The following is a 16,113-nucleotide window of genomic DNA, read 5'->3' on the forward strand; positions in this document are numbered from 1 at the left end:
AGGGCTTAAAGCCATGATGCAACCTAAGAAGACGAAGTTCCGGAAGGCGCATAAGGGCCGTATCCACGGCGTTGCGACCTCTGGCGCGACGTTGGCGTTCGGCCAGTTCGGCCTGAAGGCGATGGAGCCTGAGCGCGTCACCGCCCGTCAGATCGAAGCCGCCCGCCGCGCGCTGACCCGTCACATGAAGCGCGCCGGCCGCGTCTGGATCCGGGTGTTCCCGGACGTGCCGGTGTCGAAGAAGCCCGCCGAAGTCCGCATGGGCTCCGGCAAGGGTGCGCCTGAATTGTGGGTGGTCCGGATCAAGCCGGGCCGCGTGATGTTCGAGATCGACGGCGTGCCGGTGCAGACCGCCAAGGAGGCGCTGTCGCTCGCCGCCGCCAAGCTGCCGATCAAGACGCGCTTCGTTGCGCGCATTGCGGAGTAAACGCCATGGCCGAGATGAAAGTTGAAGACATTCGCGCGATGAGCGACGACCAGCGGGAAGATGCGGTCCTGAACCTGAAGAAGGAACGCTTCAACCTGCGTTTCCAGCGCGCCACCGGGCAGCTGGAGAACACGTCGCGGATGCGGGAAGCCCGCCGCGATATCGCTCGTATCAAGACCATCGCCGCGCAGCTGCGCGCGAAGAAGAAGTAAGGGGCCAGCTATGCCGAAACGTACTCTGCAGGGCGTGGTCGTGAGCGACAAGCAAGCCAAGACCGTGGTGGTGCGCGTCGATCGCCGCTTCACCCACCCGATCTACAAGAAGACGATCCGCCGTTCCAAGAACTACCACGCGCACGACGAGGACAATCAGTTCAAGCCGGGCGACATGGTCTGGATCGAGGAATCGAAGCCGATCTCGAAGCTGAAGCGCTGGACCGTGGTCCGGGGCGAACACAAGAAAACGGCCTGATTACTTCGGCCTGGCCGAAGACATTCAGGGAAATTTTGGGCGCGCTAAAGCGCAGAAAGAGGACGAGGTGCATCAATGATTCAGATGCAGACCAACCTCGACGTGGCCGATAATTCAGGCGCACGCCGTGTCATGTGCATCAAGGTTCTTGGAGGTTCCAAGCGCCGCTATGCCACCGTGGGCGACGTTATCGTTGTGTCGATCAAGGAAGCCATTCCGCGTGGCAAGGTGAAGAAGGGCGACGTGATGAAGGCCGTCGTGGTCCGGGTCCGCAAGGACATCCGCCGCGCCGACGGTTCGGTCATCCGTTTCGACCGCAACGCCGCCGTGCTGATCAACAATCAGTCCGAGCCGGTCGGCACCCGTATCTTCGGGCCGGTGCCGCGCGAGCTGCGCGCCAAGAACCACATGAAGATCATTTCGCTTGCGCCGGAGGTGCTGTGATGGCTGCCAAGATCCGCAAGGGCGACAAGGTGATGGTGCTCACCGGCCGCGACAAGGGTCGCACCGGCGAGGTGTTCGAGGTGCGTCCGGACGAGAACAAGGCTCTCGTTCGCGGCATCAACATGGTGAAGCGTCACCAGAAGCAGAGCCAGACCCAGGAAGGCGGCATCATCTCCAAGGAGATGCCGATCGACCTGTCCAACATTGCGTATGTCGGCAAGGACGGAAAGCCGACCCGCATTGGGTTCAAGATTCAGGCCGATGGCAAGAAGGTTCGTGTTGCCAAGAGCTCGGGAGCAGAGATCGATGGCTGAGACAGCTTACACGCCGCGCCTGCGCGCGGAGTATGACAAGAAGATCCGCGGCATGATGACCGAGAAGTTCGGTTATGCCAACGTGATGCAGGTGCCGCGCCTCGACAAGGTCGTGCTCAACATGGGCGTCGGCGATTCCGTCAACGACCGCAAGAAGGCCGAGACCGCCGCTGCCGAGCTGAGCCAGATCGCCGGCCAGAAGGCGATCGTGACCTATTCGCGGATCGCGATCGCGACCTTCAAGCTGCGTGAGAACCAGCCGATCGGCTGCAAGGTCACGCTGCGCAAGGCCCATATGTACGAGTTCATCGACCGCCTGGTGAACGTGGCGCTGCCCCGCGTCCGCGACTTCCGCGGCCTGAACCCGAAGAGCTTCGACGGCCGTGGCAACTATTCGCTCGGCATCAAGGAACACATCATTTTCCCCGAGATCGACTTCGACAAGGTCTCGGAAGCGCGTGGCATGGACATCACGGTCTGCACCACCGCCAAGACAGACGACGAGGCGCGCGCCTTGTTGACCGCTTTCAATTTCCCGTTCCGGCAGTGAGTAGCTGAGCCAAAGCCACTCAAACGCGGATACCCAGGAGCCAAGCATGGCAAAGAAGAGTTCGATCGAGAAGAACAACCGGCGCAAGCGGATGGCGAAGAACGCTGCCCCGCAGCGCGAGAAGCTGAAGGCGATCATCGCCGACAAGACCAAGCCGATGGAAGAGCGCTTCGCGGCGACGCTGAAGCTCGCCGAGATGCCGCGCAACTCGTCGCCGACGCGCATCCGCAACCGTTGCGAGCTGACCGGGCGTCCACGCTCGATCTATCGCAAGAATAAGCTCTCGCGCATCGCGCTGCGTGAACTCGGCTCCAAGGGCCTGGTTCCCGGCCTCGTGAAGTCGAGCTGGTAAGGGGAGGGTCGGAACAATGTCTACGCACGATCCGATCAGCGATCTCATCACCCGCATCCGCAACGCGCAGATGCGTTCGAAGTCCAAGGTCTCGAGCCCCGGCTCGAAGATGCGCGCCAACGTGCTCGAAGTGCTGAAGTCCGAGGGTTACATCCGCGGCTACGCCAGCGTCGAGCATGCCTCGGGCCGCAGCGAGCTCGAGATCGAGCTGAAGTATTTCGACGGCGAGCCCGTCATCCGCGAGATCGAGCGGGTGTCGAAGCCGGGCCGCCGCGTTTACGCCTCGGTGAAGAACCTGCCGCGCGTGAACAACGGTCTCGGCATTTCGGTGTTGTCGACGCCGAAGGGAATCATGGCTGACCACGAGGCGCGCGACGCCAACGTGGGCGGCGAAGTTCTCTTCACGGTGTTCTGAGGAAGGATTTTACGATGTCACGTATCGGCAAGAGGCCGGTGGCGATCCCGTCGGGTGTGACGGCAAGCGTCGAGGGCCAGACGGTGAAGGTGAAGGGGCCGAAGGGCCAGCTTCAGTTCGTCGTGCATGACGACGTCGAGGTGAAGTTCGAGAACGGCCAGGTCAAGGTCGCCCCGCGCGTCAAGACCAACCGCGCGCAGGCGATGTACGGCACCGCGCGCGCGCAGGTCGCTAACCTCGTCGAGGGCGTCACCAAGGGCTTCGAGAAGAAGCTCGAGATCACCGGCGTCGGTTACCGCGCCGCGATGCAGGGCAAGAACCTGCAGCTCGCGCTCGGCTACAGCCACGACGTGGTTTACGCGATCCCGGAAGGCATCACCATCGCGGTGCCGAAGCCGACCGAGATCACGATCACCGGCAACGATCCGCAGCGCGTCGGCCAGGTCGCCGCCGAGATCCGCGCCTACCGTCCGCCGGAGCCCTACAAGGGCAAGGGCGTGAAGTACGCCAACGAATTCATCTTCCGCAAGGAAGGCAAGAAGAAGTAACGGAGCCGGTCATGTCACTCAAGGTTACGAATGCCCGGCGCAAGCAGCGCGTCCGCCTTGCGCTTCGCCGCTCGGCAGGCGGCCGTCCGCGGCTGTCGGTGTTCCGCTCGTCCAAGCACATCTACGCCCAGGTCATCGACGACCAGAAGGGCGAGACGCTCGCGTCCGCCTCGTCGCTGGAGAAGAACCTGCGCGACGCCGGCAAGACCGGCGCCGACATCGATGCGGCGAAGGCCGTCGGCAAGCTGCTGGCGGAACGCGCGGCGCAGAAGGGTGTCAAGGAAGTCGTGTTCGATCGCGGCGCCTACATCTATCACGGGCGTGTCAAGGCGCTCGCGGATGCGGCGCGCGAAGGCGGATTGAGCTTCTAAACTTTACGAACGATTACCAGGATAGAGGCGTCAGGCCTCCTAGAGATTGGAAAACACCATGGCAGGTGAACGCGAACGCGGCGGACGCGAACGGAGCAGGGATCGCGAGGAGCGCGACAGCGAGTTCGTCGACAAGCTCGTCCACATCAATCGCGTGGCGAAGGTCGTCAAGGGCGGCAAGCGCTTCGGCTTTGCGGCGCTGGTCGTGATCGGCGATCAGAAGGGCCGGGTCGGTTTCGGCCACGGCAAGGCGCGCGAAGTTCCGGAAGCGATCCGCAAGGCGACCGAATCGGCGAAGCGCAACCTGACGCGGGTCGCGCTGCGCGAAGGCCGCACGCTGCATCACGACATCGCCGGCCGTCACGGCGCCGGCCGCGTCTATCTGCGTGCCGCTCCGGCCGGTACCGGCATCATCGCCGGCGGCCCGATGCGCGCGGTGTTCGAGACGCTCGGCATCCAGGACGTGGTGGCGAAGTCGATCGGCTCGTCGAATCCCTACAACATGGTTCGCGCAACCTTCGACGCGCTGAAGCATCAGGATTCGCCGCGCTCGGTGGCTGCGCGCCGCAACATCAAGGTCTCCACCCTGCAGTCGCGCCGCGTCGGCGGTGACGCCGAAGTGGTGGCGGAATAACAACGCGCGCTTCTCGAAGCGCTATTCGGAGTTACTGTCATGGCCCAGGCCAGCAAGACCATCAAGGTCGAGCAGATCGGCAGCGCAATCCGCCGCCATCACTCGCAGCGTTCGACGCTGATCGGCCTCAAGCTCAACAAGATCGGCCGGGTTGCCGAGCTGCAGGATACCCCTGAAGTTCGCGGCATGATCAGCAAAGTTCAGCATCTCGTCCGCGTCGTCGGCGAGTAAGCAGAGATAAGGAGAAGGGCGATGAAGCTCAGCGATATCGCCGACAACGCCGGCTCGCGCAAGAAGCGCATGCGTGTCGGCCGTGGCATCGGTTCCGGCAAGGGCAAGACCTCGGGCCGCGGCGGCAAGGGCCAGACCGCGCGTTCGGGCGTCCGCATCAAAGGTTTCGAAGGCGGCCAGATGCCGATGCATCGCCGTCTGCCGAAGCGCGGCTTCAACAACATCTTCCGGCTCGACTTCGCCGAGATCAACCTCGACCGTCTGCAGGAAGCGATCGACAACAAGCTGGTCGATGCGGGCGCGACGGTGAACGTCGAGTCGCTGGTGAAGGCCGGCGTGCTGCGCCGCGCCAAGGACGGCCTGCGGCTGCTCGGCCGCGGCGAGATCAAGACCAAGCTGACCATCGAAGCGCACGGCGCTTCCAAGTCGGCCATTGCTGCGGTCGAGAAGGCCGGCGGCTCGGTCAAGATCCTGGCCCCCGCCAAGGACGAAGGCGAGGCGGCGTAACATCTGCGTCATTGCCCGCGGCCTGCGCGGGCAATCCGCAGATCGAATGATGGACTTATCGAGGCCGAGCACCAGATAATGTCCGGTGTCTGCCGACGGCCCGAGAGAACGAGTTTCTTGGGGGCGTCGGCGAAGCGGGCTCCGGGAGAAAGCCGAACATGGTCTCAGCAGCCGAACAACTTGCCGCAAACCTCAATTTCGGACAGCTGGCGAAAGCCGACGAGCTGAAGAAGCGCATCTGGTTCACCCTGGGTGCGCTGCTTGTTTATCGGCTGGGCACCTACATCCCGCTGCCGGGCATCGATCCCAACATCTGGGAACAGGTGTTCCGCAGCCAGTCCGGCGGCATCCTCGGCATGTTCAACATGTTCGCCGGCGGCGGCATCCACCGCATGGCGATCTTCGCGCTGAACATCATGCCGTACATCTCGGCATCGATCATCGTCCAGCTGCTGACCACCGTGTCGCCGCAACTCGAGGCGCTCAAGAAGGAAGGCGAGGCGGGCCGCAAGACGCTGAACCAGTACACCCGCTATCTGACGGTGATCCTGGCGCTGTTCCAGTCCTACGGCATTGCGATCGGCCTCGAAGGCGCCGGCAATGTCGTCAGCGACCCCGGCATGTTCTTCCGGATCTCGACCGCGATCACGCTGACCGGCGGCACCATGTTCCTGATGTGGCTCGGCGAGCAGATCACCTCGCGCGGCATCGGCAACGGTATCTCGCTGATCATCCTGTCCGGCATCGTCGCCGAGCTGCCGTCGGCGCTCGCCAACATGCTGGAACTCGGCCGCCAGGGCGCGATGTCGACCGGCCTGATCCTCATCGTCATCGTGATGGCGGTCGCCGTGATCGCCTTCATCGTGTTCATGGAGCGTGCGCAGCGCCGGCTGCTGATTCAGTATCCAAAGCGCCAGGTCGGCAACAAGATGTTCGAGGGCCAGTCCTCGCATCTGCCGCTCAAGCTCAACACCTCGGGCGTGATTCCGCCGATCTTCGCCTCGTCGCTGCTGCTGCTGCCGACCACGGTTGCGAACTTCAACGCCGGCAAGGGGCCGGAGTGGTTCCAGTGGCTCACCACCCAGCTCAGCCATGGCCGGCCGCTATTCCTGCTCATGTATCTCGCGCTGATCGTGTTCTTCGCGTTCTTCTACACCGCGATCGTGTTCAACCCGACCGAGACCGCGGATAATCTGAAGAAGCATGGCGGCTTTGTCCCGGGCATCCGGCCCGGTGAGCGCACCGCCGAATACATCGACTACGTGCTGTCGCGCATCACGGTGCTCGGTGCGATTTATCTCGCGATCGTCTGCCTGATCCCCGAAATTCTGATTTCCTACGCCTCGGTCCCATTCTACTTTGGTGGCACCTCGCTTTTGATCGTCGTCAGTGTAACGATGGATACGGTGTCGCAGGTTCAGGGCTATCTGCTCGCCCATCAGTATGAAGGGCTGATCAGGAAGTCGAAGCTCAGGGGAGGCCGCCGCCGCTGATCGCGGTGCGGCTTCAAACTCAAAACTCGGGTGTGCGGACGTCGCCCACCTAGCCGGGGGGCGAAACAGATATGAGATTAATCCTTTTGGGGCCGCCGGGCTCGGGCAAGGGAACCCAGGCACAGCGGCTGGTGCACCGGCATGGCATCGTTCAGCTCTCGACCGGCGAGATGCTGCGCGCAGCCGCTGCCGCGGGCACCCCGGTCGGCTTGCAGGCCAAGGAGATCATGGCCAACGGCGGCCTGGTTCCTGACGAGGTCGTGGTGGGAATCATCGCCGACCGGATCGAGGAGCCCGACGCCAAGAAGGGCTTCATTCTCGACGGCTTCCCGCGCACCGTGCCGCAGGCGGAGGCCCTCGACGAGCTGCTCCGGAAAAGGCACCTCAAGCTCGACGCCGTCGTCGAACTGCGCGTCAACGAGAGTGCGCTGCTCGCCCGCGTCGAGAAGCGTGCCGAGGAAACCCGCGCGCGCGGCGAGGAAGTGCGCCTCGACGATACACCGGAAGTGCTGACCAGGCGCCTGGCGCAGTACCGCTCGCTGACGGAACCGCTGATTCACTATTATTCGGAGCGGCGGAAGCTTCTGACGGTCGATGGCATGATGACCATCGAGCACGTCACCCGCGAGATCAACCGGATCCTGACCGCGCTCGGCGCGCTGGAACCGAAGGAGCACGAGGAGCCCAAGAGCGCCTCGAAGGCGTCCAAGACGGCTAAGAAGACCGCGACGAAGGCGACCAGGAAGGCAGCCGAATCGGCCAGTAAGGCCGCCAAACCGGCCCGGAAGGCCGCCAAGGGAGCCTCAAAGCCGGCCTCCAAGGTCAAAGCTGCCAAGAAGGCTGCCAAGAAAACGGCGAAGCAACCGGCCAAGAAGACCGTGAAGAAGGCCGCAAAGCAGGCCGCCCGTACGGCGAATGCCCGGAAGGGGGCAAAGGCCGCCAAAAAGGCAGCAAAAAGGCTCACGAAAAAGCGAGCTAAACGCTAGGAGCGGTTGACGAAACCGACATGAATCCTTTAATAAGCCCCGCATCCAAGTTGGATAGTTTGATGACGATGCCGGGCCCCGAAGGACATCAGGGGAAGGGCGTCGTGTTCGCGTTTGTGGACACAAGCCCGCAGAGAGCAAGAACTTGAGAAGCCCGCATCCGTGATGGAGCGGCGACAGGAGAGAAGTCCGTGGCCCGTATTGCCGGCGTCAACATTCCTACCAACAAGCGCGTGCTGATCGCGCTTCAGTACATCCATGGTATCGGCCAGAAGAACGCGGCCGACATCATCGAGAAGGTCAAGATCCCGGCGGACCGTCGCGTCAGCCAGTTGACCGACCAGGAGGTCCTGCAGATCCGCGAAGTCATCGACCGCGACTATATGGTCGAGGGCGACCTCCGTCGCGAGGTCGGCATCAACATCAAGCGGCTGATGGACCTCGGCTGCTATCGCGGCCTGCGCCATCGCCGTGGTCTGCCGGTGCGCGGCCAGCGCACCCACACCAATGCGCGCACGCGCAAGGGTCCGGCCAAGGCAATCGCCGGCAAGAAGAAGTAAGTTTCGCGAATTGCAGGTGGGGAGCAGCGAATCAAAATTCGCTGCTCGCCATTTGCGTTTTGAGGTGTAGCCGCTGGCACTACGGCGGCGCTTGAGATCACAGGAAAGGTTTGAAATGGGCAAGGAAGCCACCCGCGTACGTCGCCGCGAACGCAAGAACATCGCCTCCGGCATCGCGCACGTGAATTCGTCGTTCAACAACACGACCATCACCATCACCGACGCGCAGGGCAACACCATCGCCTGGTCGTCGGCCGGCACGATGGGCTTCAAGGGCTCGCGCAAGTCGACCCCCTATGCCGCGCAGGTCGCGGCCGAAGACGTCTCCAAGAAGGCGCAGGAACACGGCATGCGCACGCTGGAGGTTGAAGTGGCCGGCCCGGGTTCGGGCCGTGAGTCGGCGCTCCGTGCGCTGCAGGCTGCGGGCTTTACCGTCACCTCGATCCGCGACGTGACCACGATCCCGCACAATGGCTGCCGTCCGCGCAAGCGTCGGCGCGTTTGATCTGTAAGTCGCGGGCGGCCTCCAGCCGCCCTGCGATCGTTTTTGGAATTGACCGCGCGGACTGTTCCGCGATCTCCAACGCCAGGTTCGGCCATTCGACGGGCCCGACGACTGGCCCATGGGTGAACAAGTGACGATCCAGAAAAATTGGCAAGAACTTATTCGACCGAACAAGCTGCAGGTGACGCCGGGCTCGGACGCGAGCCGGTTCGCCACCGTGGTCGCCGAGCCGCTCGAGCGCGGCTTCGGCCAGACGCTCGGCAACGCGCTGCGCCGCATCCTGCTGTCCTCGCTGCAGGGCGCGGCGGTGCAGTCGGTGCACATCGACGGCGTGCTGCACGAGTTCTCCTCGATCGCCGGTGTCCGTGAAGACGTCACCGACATCGTCCTCAACATCAAGGACATCTCGATCAAGATGCAGGGCGAAGGCCCGAAGCGCATGGTCGTGAAGAAGCAGGGCCCGGGCGCCGTCACCGCCGGCGACATCCAGACCGTCGGCGATGTGACCGTGCTCAATCCCGACCTGCAGCTCTGCACGCTGGACGATGGCGCCGAGATCCGCATGGAGTTCACGGTCGCGACCGGCAAGGGCTATGTCGCCGCCGAGCGCAACCGGCCTGAGGATGCGCCGATCGGCCTGATCCCGGTCGACAGCCTGTTCTCGCCGGTCCGCAAGGTTTCCTACAAGGTCGAGAACACCCGTGAGGGCCAGATCCTCGACTACGACAAGCTGACCATGACGATCGAGACCAACGGTGCGATCACGCCGGAGGACGCGGTGGCCTACGCTGCGCGCATCCTGCAGGATCAGCTCAACGTGTTCGTCAACTTCGAAGAGCCGCGCAAGGAAGTCACGCAGGAGATCATCCCCGATCTCGCGTTCAACCCGGCGTTCCTCAAGAAGGTCGACGAACTCGAGCTGTCGGTGCGTTCGGCCAACTGCCTGAAGAACGACAACATCGTCTACATCGGCGACCTCGTGCAGAAGTCGGAAGCGGAAATGCTCCGCACCCCGAACTTCGGCCGCAAGTCGCTGAACGAGATCAAGGAAGTGCTGGCCCAGATGGGTCTGCACCTCGGCATGGAAGTGCCGGGCTGGCCGCCGGAGAACATCGACGAGCTCGCCAAGCGCTTCGAGGATCACTACTGATCCGATTTCACCGTCGTGGCCGGAGCATCTCCGGCCACGATTTTTTGCGCAGCATGATCCCGGAAAAGTGCGGAGCGGCTTTCCGGAAGGATCATGCTCAAACGAGATAGCAAAAGCGCGCTAAGGCGCTTTTGCGGGCGAACGCAGGATGCCCACCTGCAAAACTTGTCGCTGAACCACCGCGGCAGAATTGAAGAAGGAAGAAGTCAATGCGTCACGGCAAGGTTCATCGGAAGCTCAACCGCACCGCCGAGCACCGGCGTGCGATGTTCGCCAACATGGCGGCCGCGCTGATCAAGCACGAGCAGATCGTCACCACGCTGCCGAAGGCCAAGGAGCTGCGGCCGATCGTCGAGAAGCTCGTCACCCTCGGCAAGAAGGGCGGGCTGGCCCTGCGCCGCCAGGCGATCTCCGAGCTGCGCGACCTCGACCAGGTCAGGAAGCTGTTCGACACGCTGGCGACCCGTTACAAGGACCGCCAGGGCGGCTACACCCGCATCATCAAGGCCGGCTTCCGCTACGGCGACAACGCGGCGATGGCCGTGATCGAGTTCGTCGACCGCGACGTCGACGCCAAGGGCCAGGACTCCGGTCCGGCCCAGGGCAAGGAAGCCGAGGCGGCGTAAGCCCGGCTATCGAGCGAAGGTTTTGAAAACGGCGCCCTCGGGCGCCGTTTTTATTTGCGGCGGCGCTCCACCCCGGTCGTCGTCCTGGCGAAAGCCGGGACCCATAACCCCAAGCGGACGTTATCGCGACGGCTGGAGGTGACGGCGTTGCGCCAAAGCGCGGGCTCGTGGCAATGGGTCTTGGCTTTCGCCAAGACGACGGCGTCATTGGCTCCCTCACGCGTCGGTGAGATGCAATTGCGATGCATGATGCCGCGCCCGATATCTCGGTCAGCATCAATGGAGATGAAGCAATGAAAATCGACCTTTCCGGAAAGACTGCACTGGTGACCGGCTCGACCGCGGGCATCGGCAACGCCATCGCCAGGGGGCTGGCAGAGACCGGCGCCGATGTCGTCATCAACGGCCGCAGCCAGGCCAAGGTCGATGCAGCGGTTGCTGCGATCGTCAAGGCGGTGGCGGGCGCAAAAGTCCGCGGCATCGCCGCCGACGTCTCGACGTCGGCCGGTTGCAAGGCGCTGCTCGCCGCGCTGCCCGAGGTCGACATCCTCGTCAACAATGCCGGCATCTTCGAGCCGAAGCCGTTCTTCGACATTCCCGACGAGGACTGGAGCCGCTTCTTCGAGGTCAACGTGATGTCGGGCGTACGGCTGTCGCGCGGCTACATGCAGGGCATGCTGAAGCGCAACTGGGGCCGCATCGTCTTCATCTCCTCGGAATCCGGCCTCAACATCCCGACCGAGATGATCCACTACGGCACCACCAAGACTGCGCAGCTTGCGATCGCACGCGGGCTCGCGCAACTGACCCGCGGCACCGCGGTCACCGTCAACTCCGTGCTGCCCGGACCGACGATGTCCGAGGGCGTAGAGACCTTCGTCAAGGATCTCGCCCAGCAGAACGGCCAGTCGGTCGAGGAAGCCGCCTCCAACTTCGTCAAGCAGCACCGGCCGACCTCGCTGTTGCAGCGCTTTGCCAGCACCGAGGAGATCGCCAATCTCGTCGTCTATGTCTGCTCGAAGCAGGCCTCCGCGACCAACGGCGCGGCGCTGCGCGCCGAGGGCGGCATCGTCAATACCATCGCCTGAGGTGCGGCGATGTCAGCCTATGTGATTTCCGAGGTCGACGTGAAGGATGCCGCAGGCTTCGAGGCCTATCGTACCATCGCCGCCAAGGCCATCGTGCGGTACGGCGGGCGCTATCTGGTGCGCGGCGGTGCGGCCGACGTGGTCGAAGGCGGGCCGCCGCCGAAGAGCATCATCGTCGTCGAATTCCCGTCGATGACGCGGCTGCGCGAGTGGTACGCATCGCCGGAATATGCCGAGGCGCTCAAGCATCGGCGGACCGCGCTGGACCGCCGGCTGATCTTCGTCGAAGGCGTGCCGCCGAGCTAACCCTTGGCGCCGTCGAGGAACTCGCTGAAGCCGGCCGGACGGTAGGGGCCGAAGCATATCTGCTCCAGGACGCCAATACCCGTCCGGTCGCCCTGGCGAGCGCGCACCACCTGTTGCACGTGGACGTTCTCGCGGGCCAGCGGATCGAGCGTGACGGGGTCGAACGACTCGCCGCCGATCTCGAGCTCGCCCTTCCACATGCCCTGGCCCCATTGCGGATGACCGTAGCCGAGGCCCTTCATCTGGAATTTCAGGATCGGGTCGAGCGCGATGGTCGAGGTGTGGCCGTCGATATCGACCAGGTCGATTTCAGCGGACTGCGCCAGCCGGGTGTTCGGCACGTATTTGACACGGTGCCGCGCGGTCGCCATGCGGCGGTCGCGCCCATCGACGACCCCGGGGATCTCGGCCTCGCTTCGGTAGAGCGGCGCGGTGATGCCCTCGCGGACCAGCGCCTCACCCTGCGTCCCGTCGAAGAAGATGGCGTGCGAGATGTGGTCGTCCCAGACCAACGGGGCCCAGAGGAAGAACACGCTCGGCGGCGGCATCGGCACGCCGCCGACATCGCGTTCGCCGACATTGCGAACGCCCCAGGAGCGATCCTTGGTGCCGTAGCAAGTGTGATCGTCGACTTTGATCTCGCCATCGGGGTGGCGCACGACGCCGCTCCAGCGGCCGAACTGGTCGAACCGGGTCGAGTCCATCGCGCGGCGGTCGCCGGACCAAAGCGTCTGCCGTGCTTCCTGGATCGCGGCCGTGCGTGCGGAGAAGGTCAAATCGCAGGCGAGACCCGTCGCATTGTCGTCGAGCACGACCCGCGTCCGCCGCATCGGTTCGATGACCTCCAGCCTGAACGGGCCGACCTGCATCTCGGTGCGCTCGAGCGGCGCCCGCCGCGAACCGTAGAAGCAATGCTGCCGTCCACCACGCTCCACGACGCTGAAGGCGCAATCGAGGATCTTGCGGTGCGGGTAGATCGCGATGCCGATGCCGAAATAATACGCGCCGTCGGCGGTGTAGCCGTTGAACCAGGTTCGGTCATAGACATTGCGGTCGCTGGTCGAGGGAACCGCGATCGGCTCCGGCGTCTGGTGGATGGGGAAGTCGTCCAGTTTGTTGAGCACGCCGATCCCTTTCGCTGTCTTGACGCGTTGTCTTCACGGGAACCATTTCGCCCGATCGCGCTTCAGTCCTGCCAGTATGAAAAACTGTCGTGGTCCAGCGCTTGCGCGCAGGCGCCACGGGTCATTTTCAGGAACAGTGCGTCGCCCCGCTCGGAGCGCTGGACGCTGAGCGCCGAGACGACGCCCATCATGATGCCATGCAGCGTGTAGCGCCGGTAATCCCGCCAGCAATCATCCCAGCCATAGTCCCGCACGCCGCGCCGGATCAGCTCGGAATGATAGAACCGCACCAGATCGGCTTCATGAAGCCGCCGCTCGGACGGATCGACACCGGCCGACAGGAAATAGGCAACGTCGACGATGCCTGGCCCCACCGTCAGCGTCTGCCAATCCAGCGTGGCCATCGGACGTGTGTTGCCGCGCACCTCGAACAGCATGTTGTCGAGCCGGAAGTCCGCGTGCTGCAGCGTTCGCGGCACCGATCGATCGGACTGGTAGCGCGGTATCGCGTCCGGAAGCCTGTCGATCAGATCCAGGAATTCCGGTTCGATTACGCCGTGATATCGCTCCTTGTAGTGACCGATGATGGCGGGCAGCACCGCGCGAAGATCCCTGCGCCGGCTTGCGGCGACCACGAAGCATTGCACCGCGTCGAGCGTCGGGTCGTTCCATCGCGGCGCATGCAGCGCGGCGGCCTCGGCCATCGCCGTCAGGCAGTCCGCGATCGCGCATCCGGCGAGCTGGTCGCCCGGGCGTGCGGGCGCCAGATCTTCCAGGATCAGTGTGAAGTCGTCGGTGGCAGGATCGATTTCGGCGAGGATCGGCCGCGGGGTGTGAATGTCGACGGTGGCCGCCAGCTCGCGATAGAACGCGACCTCGCGGATGTAGAGCGTGTGCGCGGAACCGGAGCGGCGGCTGTCGGGATCTGCGGCCGGGAATTTGCCGACGACGCTTAAGGGCGCGTTCGGCTCATCGCCGTCATAGGTCAGATGAAATCGATAGCTGTCGCCGACGAGGCCATTGCCGACCGGCTTGCAGACGAGTTCGACGACCTTCACCTGGTCGATCGCACCGGCTTCGCGCAGCGCCTGCGTCATCCACTCCGGATCGATCCGCGACGGATCGGCCGTGAGCAAACTCATCGGTTTCCTCCCATCCCCGGGTATCCCCTTGGGGCGTCACCACCGTTCCGGCCGCGTCTCGCGCGGCCGGATTGAGGACGGGGTGATCGTTGCGCAAATCATACAGGCGATGTCATGGCTTTGGCAAAAGCCACGCGCCGGCCTGTGGGGATATCTCGCGAGTTGGTCGGTGCGTAGGGCGGGTTAGCGCCAGCGTAACCTGCCGCTTCTGCTGGTGGGATGGTGGATTACGCCTTCCGCCTTCGCTCGTTGAGCTTCGACGGACGCTGCCTGCCAATCCACCCTACGCAGCGACTCCTACCAGCCCTCCAGCACGATCTTTGCCGCGCGACTTGCCGCTTTCCAGCAGCGCATGGGCGCGCTTGAGGTTGGCGGCGTTGATGGTGCCGAAGGTCTGGTCGAGCGTGGTGCGCAGCACGCCCTTGTCGATCAGGTCGGCAACGTCGTTGAGCAGATGGTGCTGCGCGATCATGTCAGGCGTCTGGAACGATGAGCGCGTGAACATCGATTCCCAGTGTACCGACACCGCCTTGCCCTTGAACACGGCGACGTTGAATTCGGCGGGATCGTCGATCAGGCCGAACTTGCCCTGCGGCGCGATGAAGTCGGCAATCGACTTGTAGTGCTGGTCGGTGAAGGTGAGGCTGGCGACGAGGCCGACCGGCGGCAGCCTCAAGCTCTCGATCTGCTCCTTCATCGGCTGCGAGTGATCGATCACCGCATGCGCACCGAGATCGCGGCACCACTTCTGAGACTCCGGCCGCGTCGCGGTCGCAACCACGGTCAGCCCGGTGAGGCGGCGTGCGAGCTGGATCAGGATCGAGCCGACGCCGCCGGCGCCACCGGTGATCAGCAGCGTGCGTGGATCGAGGCTCTTGCCCGGCACGGCGCCGAGCCGATCGAACAGCAGCTCCCATGCGGTGATCGAGGTGAGGGGCAGGGCGGCGGCCTGCGCGAACGAGAGCGATGCCGGCTTGTTGCCGACGATGCGCTCGTCCACCAGATGAAATTCCGAATTGGTGCCCTGGCGCTGGATCGAGCCCGCGTAGAACACTTCATCGCCGGGCTTGAAGAGCGAGACGTCGGGCCCGACGGCGTCGACCACGCCGGCCGCGTCGAAGCCGAGGATCTTGTAGCTGCCGTCGGACGGCGCCGCGCGCTTGCGCACCTTGTAGTCGACCGGGTTGGCCGAGATCGCCTTCACCGCGACCCTGACGTCGCGCCCCTTCGGTTCGGGCTTGGCGATTTCGAAATCGACGAGCGAATCCGCCGCCTCGATCGGCAGCGATTTTTGGTATCCGACGGCCTTCATGTCTGGTCTCCGTGGTGGGCGATTGCCTGCCGTCTTACCTGTCGCGCTGGCGTCGTTTTGGCAAGTACTGTAAAATCAGGGAACTAGTCCCTGTTTGTATACTATTGGGAAATTACCGATGAAACGGAAGAATTTCGCGCGCCGGCCGGGCTGCGCGGTCGAGGCGGCGCTCGACCTGATCGACGGCAAATGGAAGGGCGTGATCCTGTATCACCTGCAGGCCGGCACCCAGCGCTTCGGCGAGCTGCGGCGGCGGATGCCCGGCATCACCCAGCGCATGCTGACCAAGCAGCTGCGGGCGCTGGAGGACGACGGCCTCGTGACCCGCAAGGTCTACGCCGAGGTGCCGCCGCGGGTCGAATACACGCTCTCCGAACTCGGCGAGAGCCTGCGCCCGGTGATCGATATTTTGAAAGCCTGGGGCGAGGGCCATCAGGAACGGCTGTCCTGTGCGCCGGCGCCGGAAGTCGTTGTGAAGAAGTCGAAGCGCGCGGCCTGACAATTTGTAATGAAGAGGGCCGGGAGCGGTGTGTCGCTCCTGGCCTTTGTTGTCGGCG

At 63.9% G+C, this 16,113-nt stretch carries 24 protein-coding genes and 1 pseudogene; 22 read left to right on the forward strand and 3 right to left on the reverse strand.

The features are described from left to right. Positions 1–13: 13 nt before the first annotated feature. The 21 genes from rplP to ACVWW1_RS06765 all read left to right on the forward strand — a co-directional run bounded on the left by rplP (position 14) and on the right by ACVWW1_RS06765 (position 11,978). Positions 14–427 (forward strand): 50S ribosomal protein L16, encoded by a 414-nt coding sequence (rplP, locus tag ACVWW1_RS06665; protein ID WP_016843752.1) that lies wholly within the window; start codon positions 14–16, stop codon positions 425–427. A 5-nt stretch (positions 428–432) separates the two neighbouring features. Further along, a complete protein-coding gene (rpmC, locus tag ACVWW1_RS06670; protein ID WP_021081654.1) occupies positions 433–639 on the forward strand; it encodes a 50S ribosomal protein L29 in 207 nt (68 codons plus the stop codon). Positions 640–649: 10 nt separating this feature from the next. Further along, the gene (gene rpsQ / locus ACVWW1_RS06675) at positions 650–898 is read left to right on the forward strand and encodes a 30S ribosomal protein S17 (RefSeq protein ID WP_092114991.1); all 249 of its coding nucleotides are present in this window, start codon (positions 650–652) and stop codon (positions 896–898) included. Between the two features lie 75 nt (positions 899–973). Continuing rightward, complete coding sequence (gene rplN, locus ACVWW1_RS06680) at positions 974–1,342, forward strand: 50S ribosomal protein L14 (protein WP_011473865.1); 369 nt, start codon at positions 974–976, stop codon at positions 1,340–1,342. Further along, positions 1,342–1,656, forward strand: a complete 315-nt coding sequence (rplX, locus tag ACVWW1_RS06685) for a 50S ribosomal protein L24 (protein WP_050402253.1) — start codon at positions 1,342–1,344, stop codon at positions 1,654–1,656. The genes rplN and rplX overlap by 1 nt, the downstream gene beginning before the upstream one ends. Next, a complete protein-coding gene (rplE, locus tag ACVWW1_RS06690; RefSeq protein ID WP_097675079.1) occupies positions 1,649–2,206 on the forward strand; it encodes a 50S ribosomal protein L5 in 558 nt (185 codons plus the stop codon). Before rplX ends, rplE begins: the two co-directional genes overlap by 8 nt. A 46-nt stretch (positions 2,207–2,252) precedes the next feature. Then, complete coding sequence (gene rpsN, locus ACVWW1_RS06695; RefSeq protein WP_092114988.1) at positions 2,253–2,558, forward strand: 30S ribosomal protein S14; 306 nt, start codon at positions 2,253–2,255, stop codon at positions 2,556–2,558. Between the two features lie 16 nt (positions 2,559–2,574). Beyond that, positions 2,575–2,973 (forward strand): 30S ribosomal protein S8, encoded by a 399-nt coding sequence (gene rpsH / locus ACVWW1_RS06700; RefSeq protein ID WP_021081651.1) that lies wholly within the window; start codon positions 2,575–2,577, stop codon positions 2,971–2,973. Between the two features lie 14 nt (positions 2,974–2,987). Further along, complete coding sequence (gene rplF / locus ACVWW1_RS06705) at positions 2,988–3,521, forward strand: 50S ribosomal protein L6 (protein WP_092114986.1); 534 nt, start codon at positions 2,988–2,990, stop codon at positions 3,519–3,521. A gap of 11 nt (positions 3,522–3,532) precedes the next feature. Beyond that, positions 3,533–3,892 (forward strand): 50S ribosomal protein L18, encoded by a 360-nt coding sequence (gene rplR, locus ACVWW1_RS06710; RefSeq protein ID WP_029081760.1) that lies wholly within the window; start codon positions 3,533–3,535, stop codon positions 3,890–3,892. A gap of 58 nt (positions 3,893–3,950) precedes the next feature. Beyond that, on the forward strand, positions 3,951–4,526 hold the full coding sequence (gene rpsE, locus ACVWW1_RS06715) for a 30S ribosomal protein S5 (protein ID WP_028349043.1): 576 nt from the start codon (positions 3,951–3,953) through the stop codon (positions 4,524–4,526). Positions 4,527–4,565: 39 nt separating this feature from the next. Next, positions 4,566–4,757, forward strand: a complete 192-nt coding sequence (gene rpmD / locus ACVWW1_RS06720; protein ID WP_092114985.1) for a 50S ribosomal protein L30 — start codon at positions 4,566–4,568, stop codon at positions 4,755–4,757. 21 nt (positions 4,758–4,778) lie between these two features. Beyond that, the gene (rplO, locus tag ACVWW1_RS06725; RefSeq protein ID WP_207830283.1) at positions 4,779–5,264 is read left to right on the forward strand and encodes a 50S ribosomal protein L15; all 486 of its coding nucleotides are present in this window, start codon (positions 4,779–4,781) and stop codon (positions 5,262–5,264) included. A gap of 158 nt (positions 5,265–5,422) precedes the next feature. Continuing rightward, on the forward strand, positions 5,423–6,757 hold the full coding sequence (gene secY / locus ACVWW1_RS06730) for a preprotein translocase subunit SecY (protein WP_176530649.1): 1,335 nt from the start codon (positions 5,423–5,425) through the stop codon (positions 6,755–6,757). Between the two features lie 71 nt (positions 6,758–6,828). After that, the gene (locus tag ACVWW1_RS06735) at positions 6,829–7,743 is read left to right on the forward strand and encodes an adenylate kinase (protein ID WP_456655276.1); all 915 of its coding nucleotides are present in this window, start codon (positions 6,829–6,831) and stop codon (positions 7,741–7,743) included. 191 nt (positions 7,744–7,934) lie between these two features. Continuing rightward, complete coding sequence (rpsM, locus tag ACVWW1_RS06740) at positions 7,935–8,303, forward strand: 30S ribosomal protein S13 (RefSeq protein WP_176530651.1); 369 nt, start codon at positions 7,935–7,937, stop codon at positions 8,301–8,303. A 115-nt stretch (positions 8,304–8,418) separates the two neighbouring features. After that, entirely contained in the window at positions 8,419–8,808 is a 390-nt protein-coding gene (rpsK, locus tag ACVWW1_RS06745) for a 30S ribosomal protein S11 (protein ID WP_006021048.1), read from the forward strand. A 118-nt stretch (positions 8,809–8,926) separates the two neighbouring features. After that, positions 8,927–9,958: a DNA-directed RNA polymerase subunit alpha gene (locus tag ACVWW1_RS06750; protein ID WP_092114981.1), complete on the forward strand. Its 1,032-nt coding sequence runs from the start codon at positions 8,927–8,929 to the stop codon at positions 9,956–9,958. 209 nt (positions 9,959–10,167) lie between these two features. After that, positions 10,168–10,584 (forward strand): 50S ribosomal protein L17, encoded by a 417-nt coding sequence (gene rplQ, locus ACVWW1_RS06755; protein WP_456655277.1) that lies wholly within the window; start codon positions 10,168–10,170, stop codon positions 10,582–10,584. A 293-nt stretch (positions 10,585–10,877) separates the two neighbouring features. Beyond that, positions 10,878–11,672 carry an SDR family NAD(P)-dependent oxidoreductase gene (locus ACVWW1_RS06760; RefSeq protein WP_456655278.1) on the forward strand — a complete coding sequence of 265 codons (795 nt, stop codon included), beginning with the start codon at positions 10,878–10,880 and terminating at the stop codon, positions 11,670–11,672. A gap of 9 nt (positions 11,673–11,681) precedes the next feature. Further along, the gene (locus ACVWW1_RS06765; protein ID WP_456655279.1) at positions 11,682–11,978 is read left to right on the forward strand and encodes a DUF1330 domain-containing protein; all 297 of its coding nucleotides are present in this window, start codon (positions 11,682–11,684) and stop codon (positions 11,976–11,978) included. Here the strand turns inward: ACVWW1_RS06765 and ACVWW1_RS06770 are convergent. The 3 genes and pseudogenes from ACVWW1_RS06770 to ACVWW1_RS06780 all read right to left on the reverse strand — a co-directional run bounded on the left by ACVWW1_RS06770 (position 11,975) and on the right by ACVWW1_RS06780 (position 15,556). Then, positions 11,975–13,102 carry a hypothetical protein gene (locus ACVWW1_RS06770; RefSeq protein WP_456655280.1) on the reverse strand — a complete coding sequence of 376 codons (1,128 nt, stop codon included), beginning with the start codon at positions 13,100–13,102 and terminating at the stop codon, positions 11,975–11,977. The two genes, ACVWW1_RS06765 and ACVWW1_RS06770, sit on opposite strands and share 4 nt — an antisense overlap. A gap of 62 nt (positions 13,103–13,164) precedes the next feature. Beyond that, complete coding sequence (locus ACVWW1_RS06775; protein WP_176530656.1) at positions 13,165–14,244, reverse strand: phosphotransferase; 1,080 nt, start codon at positions 14,242–14,244, stop codon at positions 13,165–13,167. A gap of 297 nt (positions 14,245–14,541) precedes the next feature. After that, positions 14,542–15,556 (reverse strand): annotated as a pseudogene (locus ACVWW1_RS06780) (zinc-binding alcohol dehydrogenase family protein). A 118-nt stretch (positions 15,557–15,674) separates the two neighbouring features. Here ACVWW1_RS06780 and ACVWW1_RS06785 point away from each other — a divergent pair. Further along, entirely contained in the window at positions 15,675–16,055 is a 381-nt protein-coding gene (locus ACVWW1_RS06785) for a winged helix-turn-helix transcriptional regulator (protein WP_176530658.1), read from the forward strand. Positions 16,056–16,113 lie beyond the last annotated feature (58 nt).

This window comes from Bradyrhizobium sp. JR3.5 (assembly GCF_054057015.1).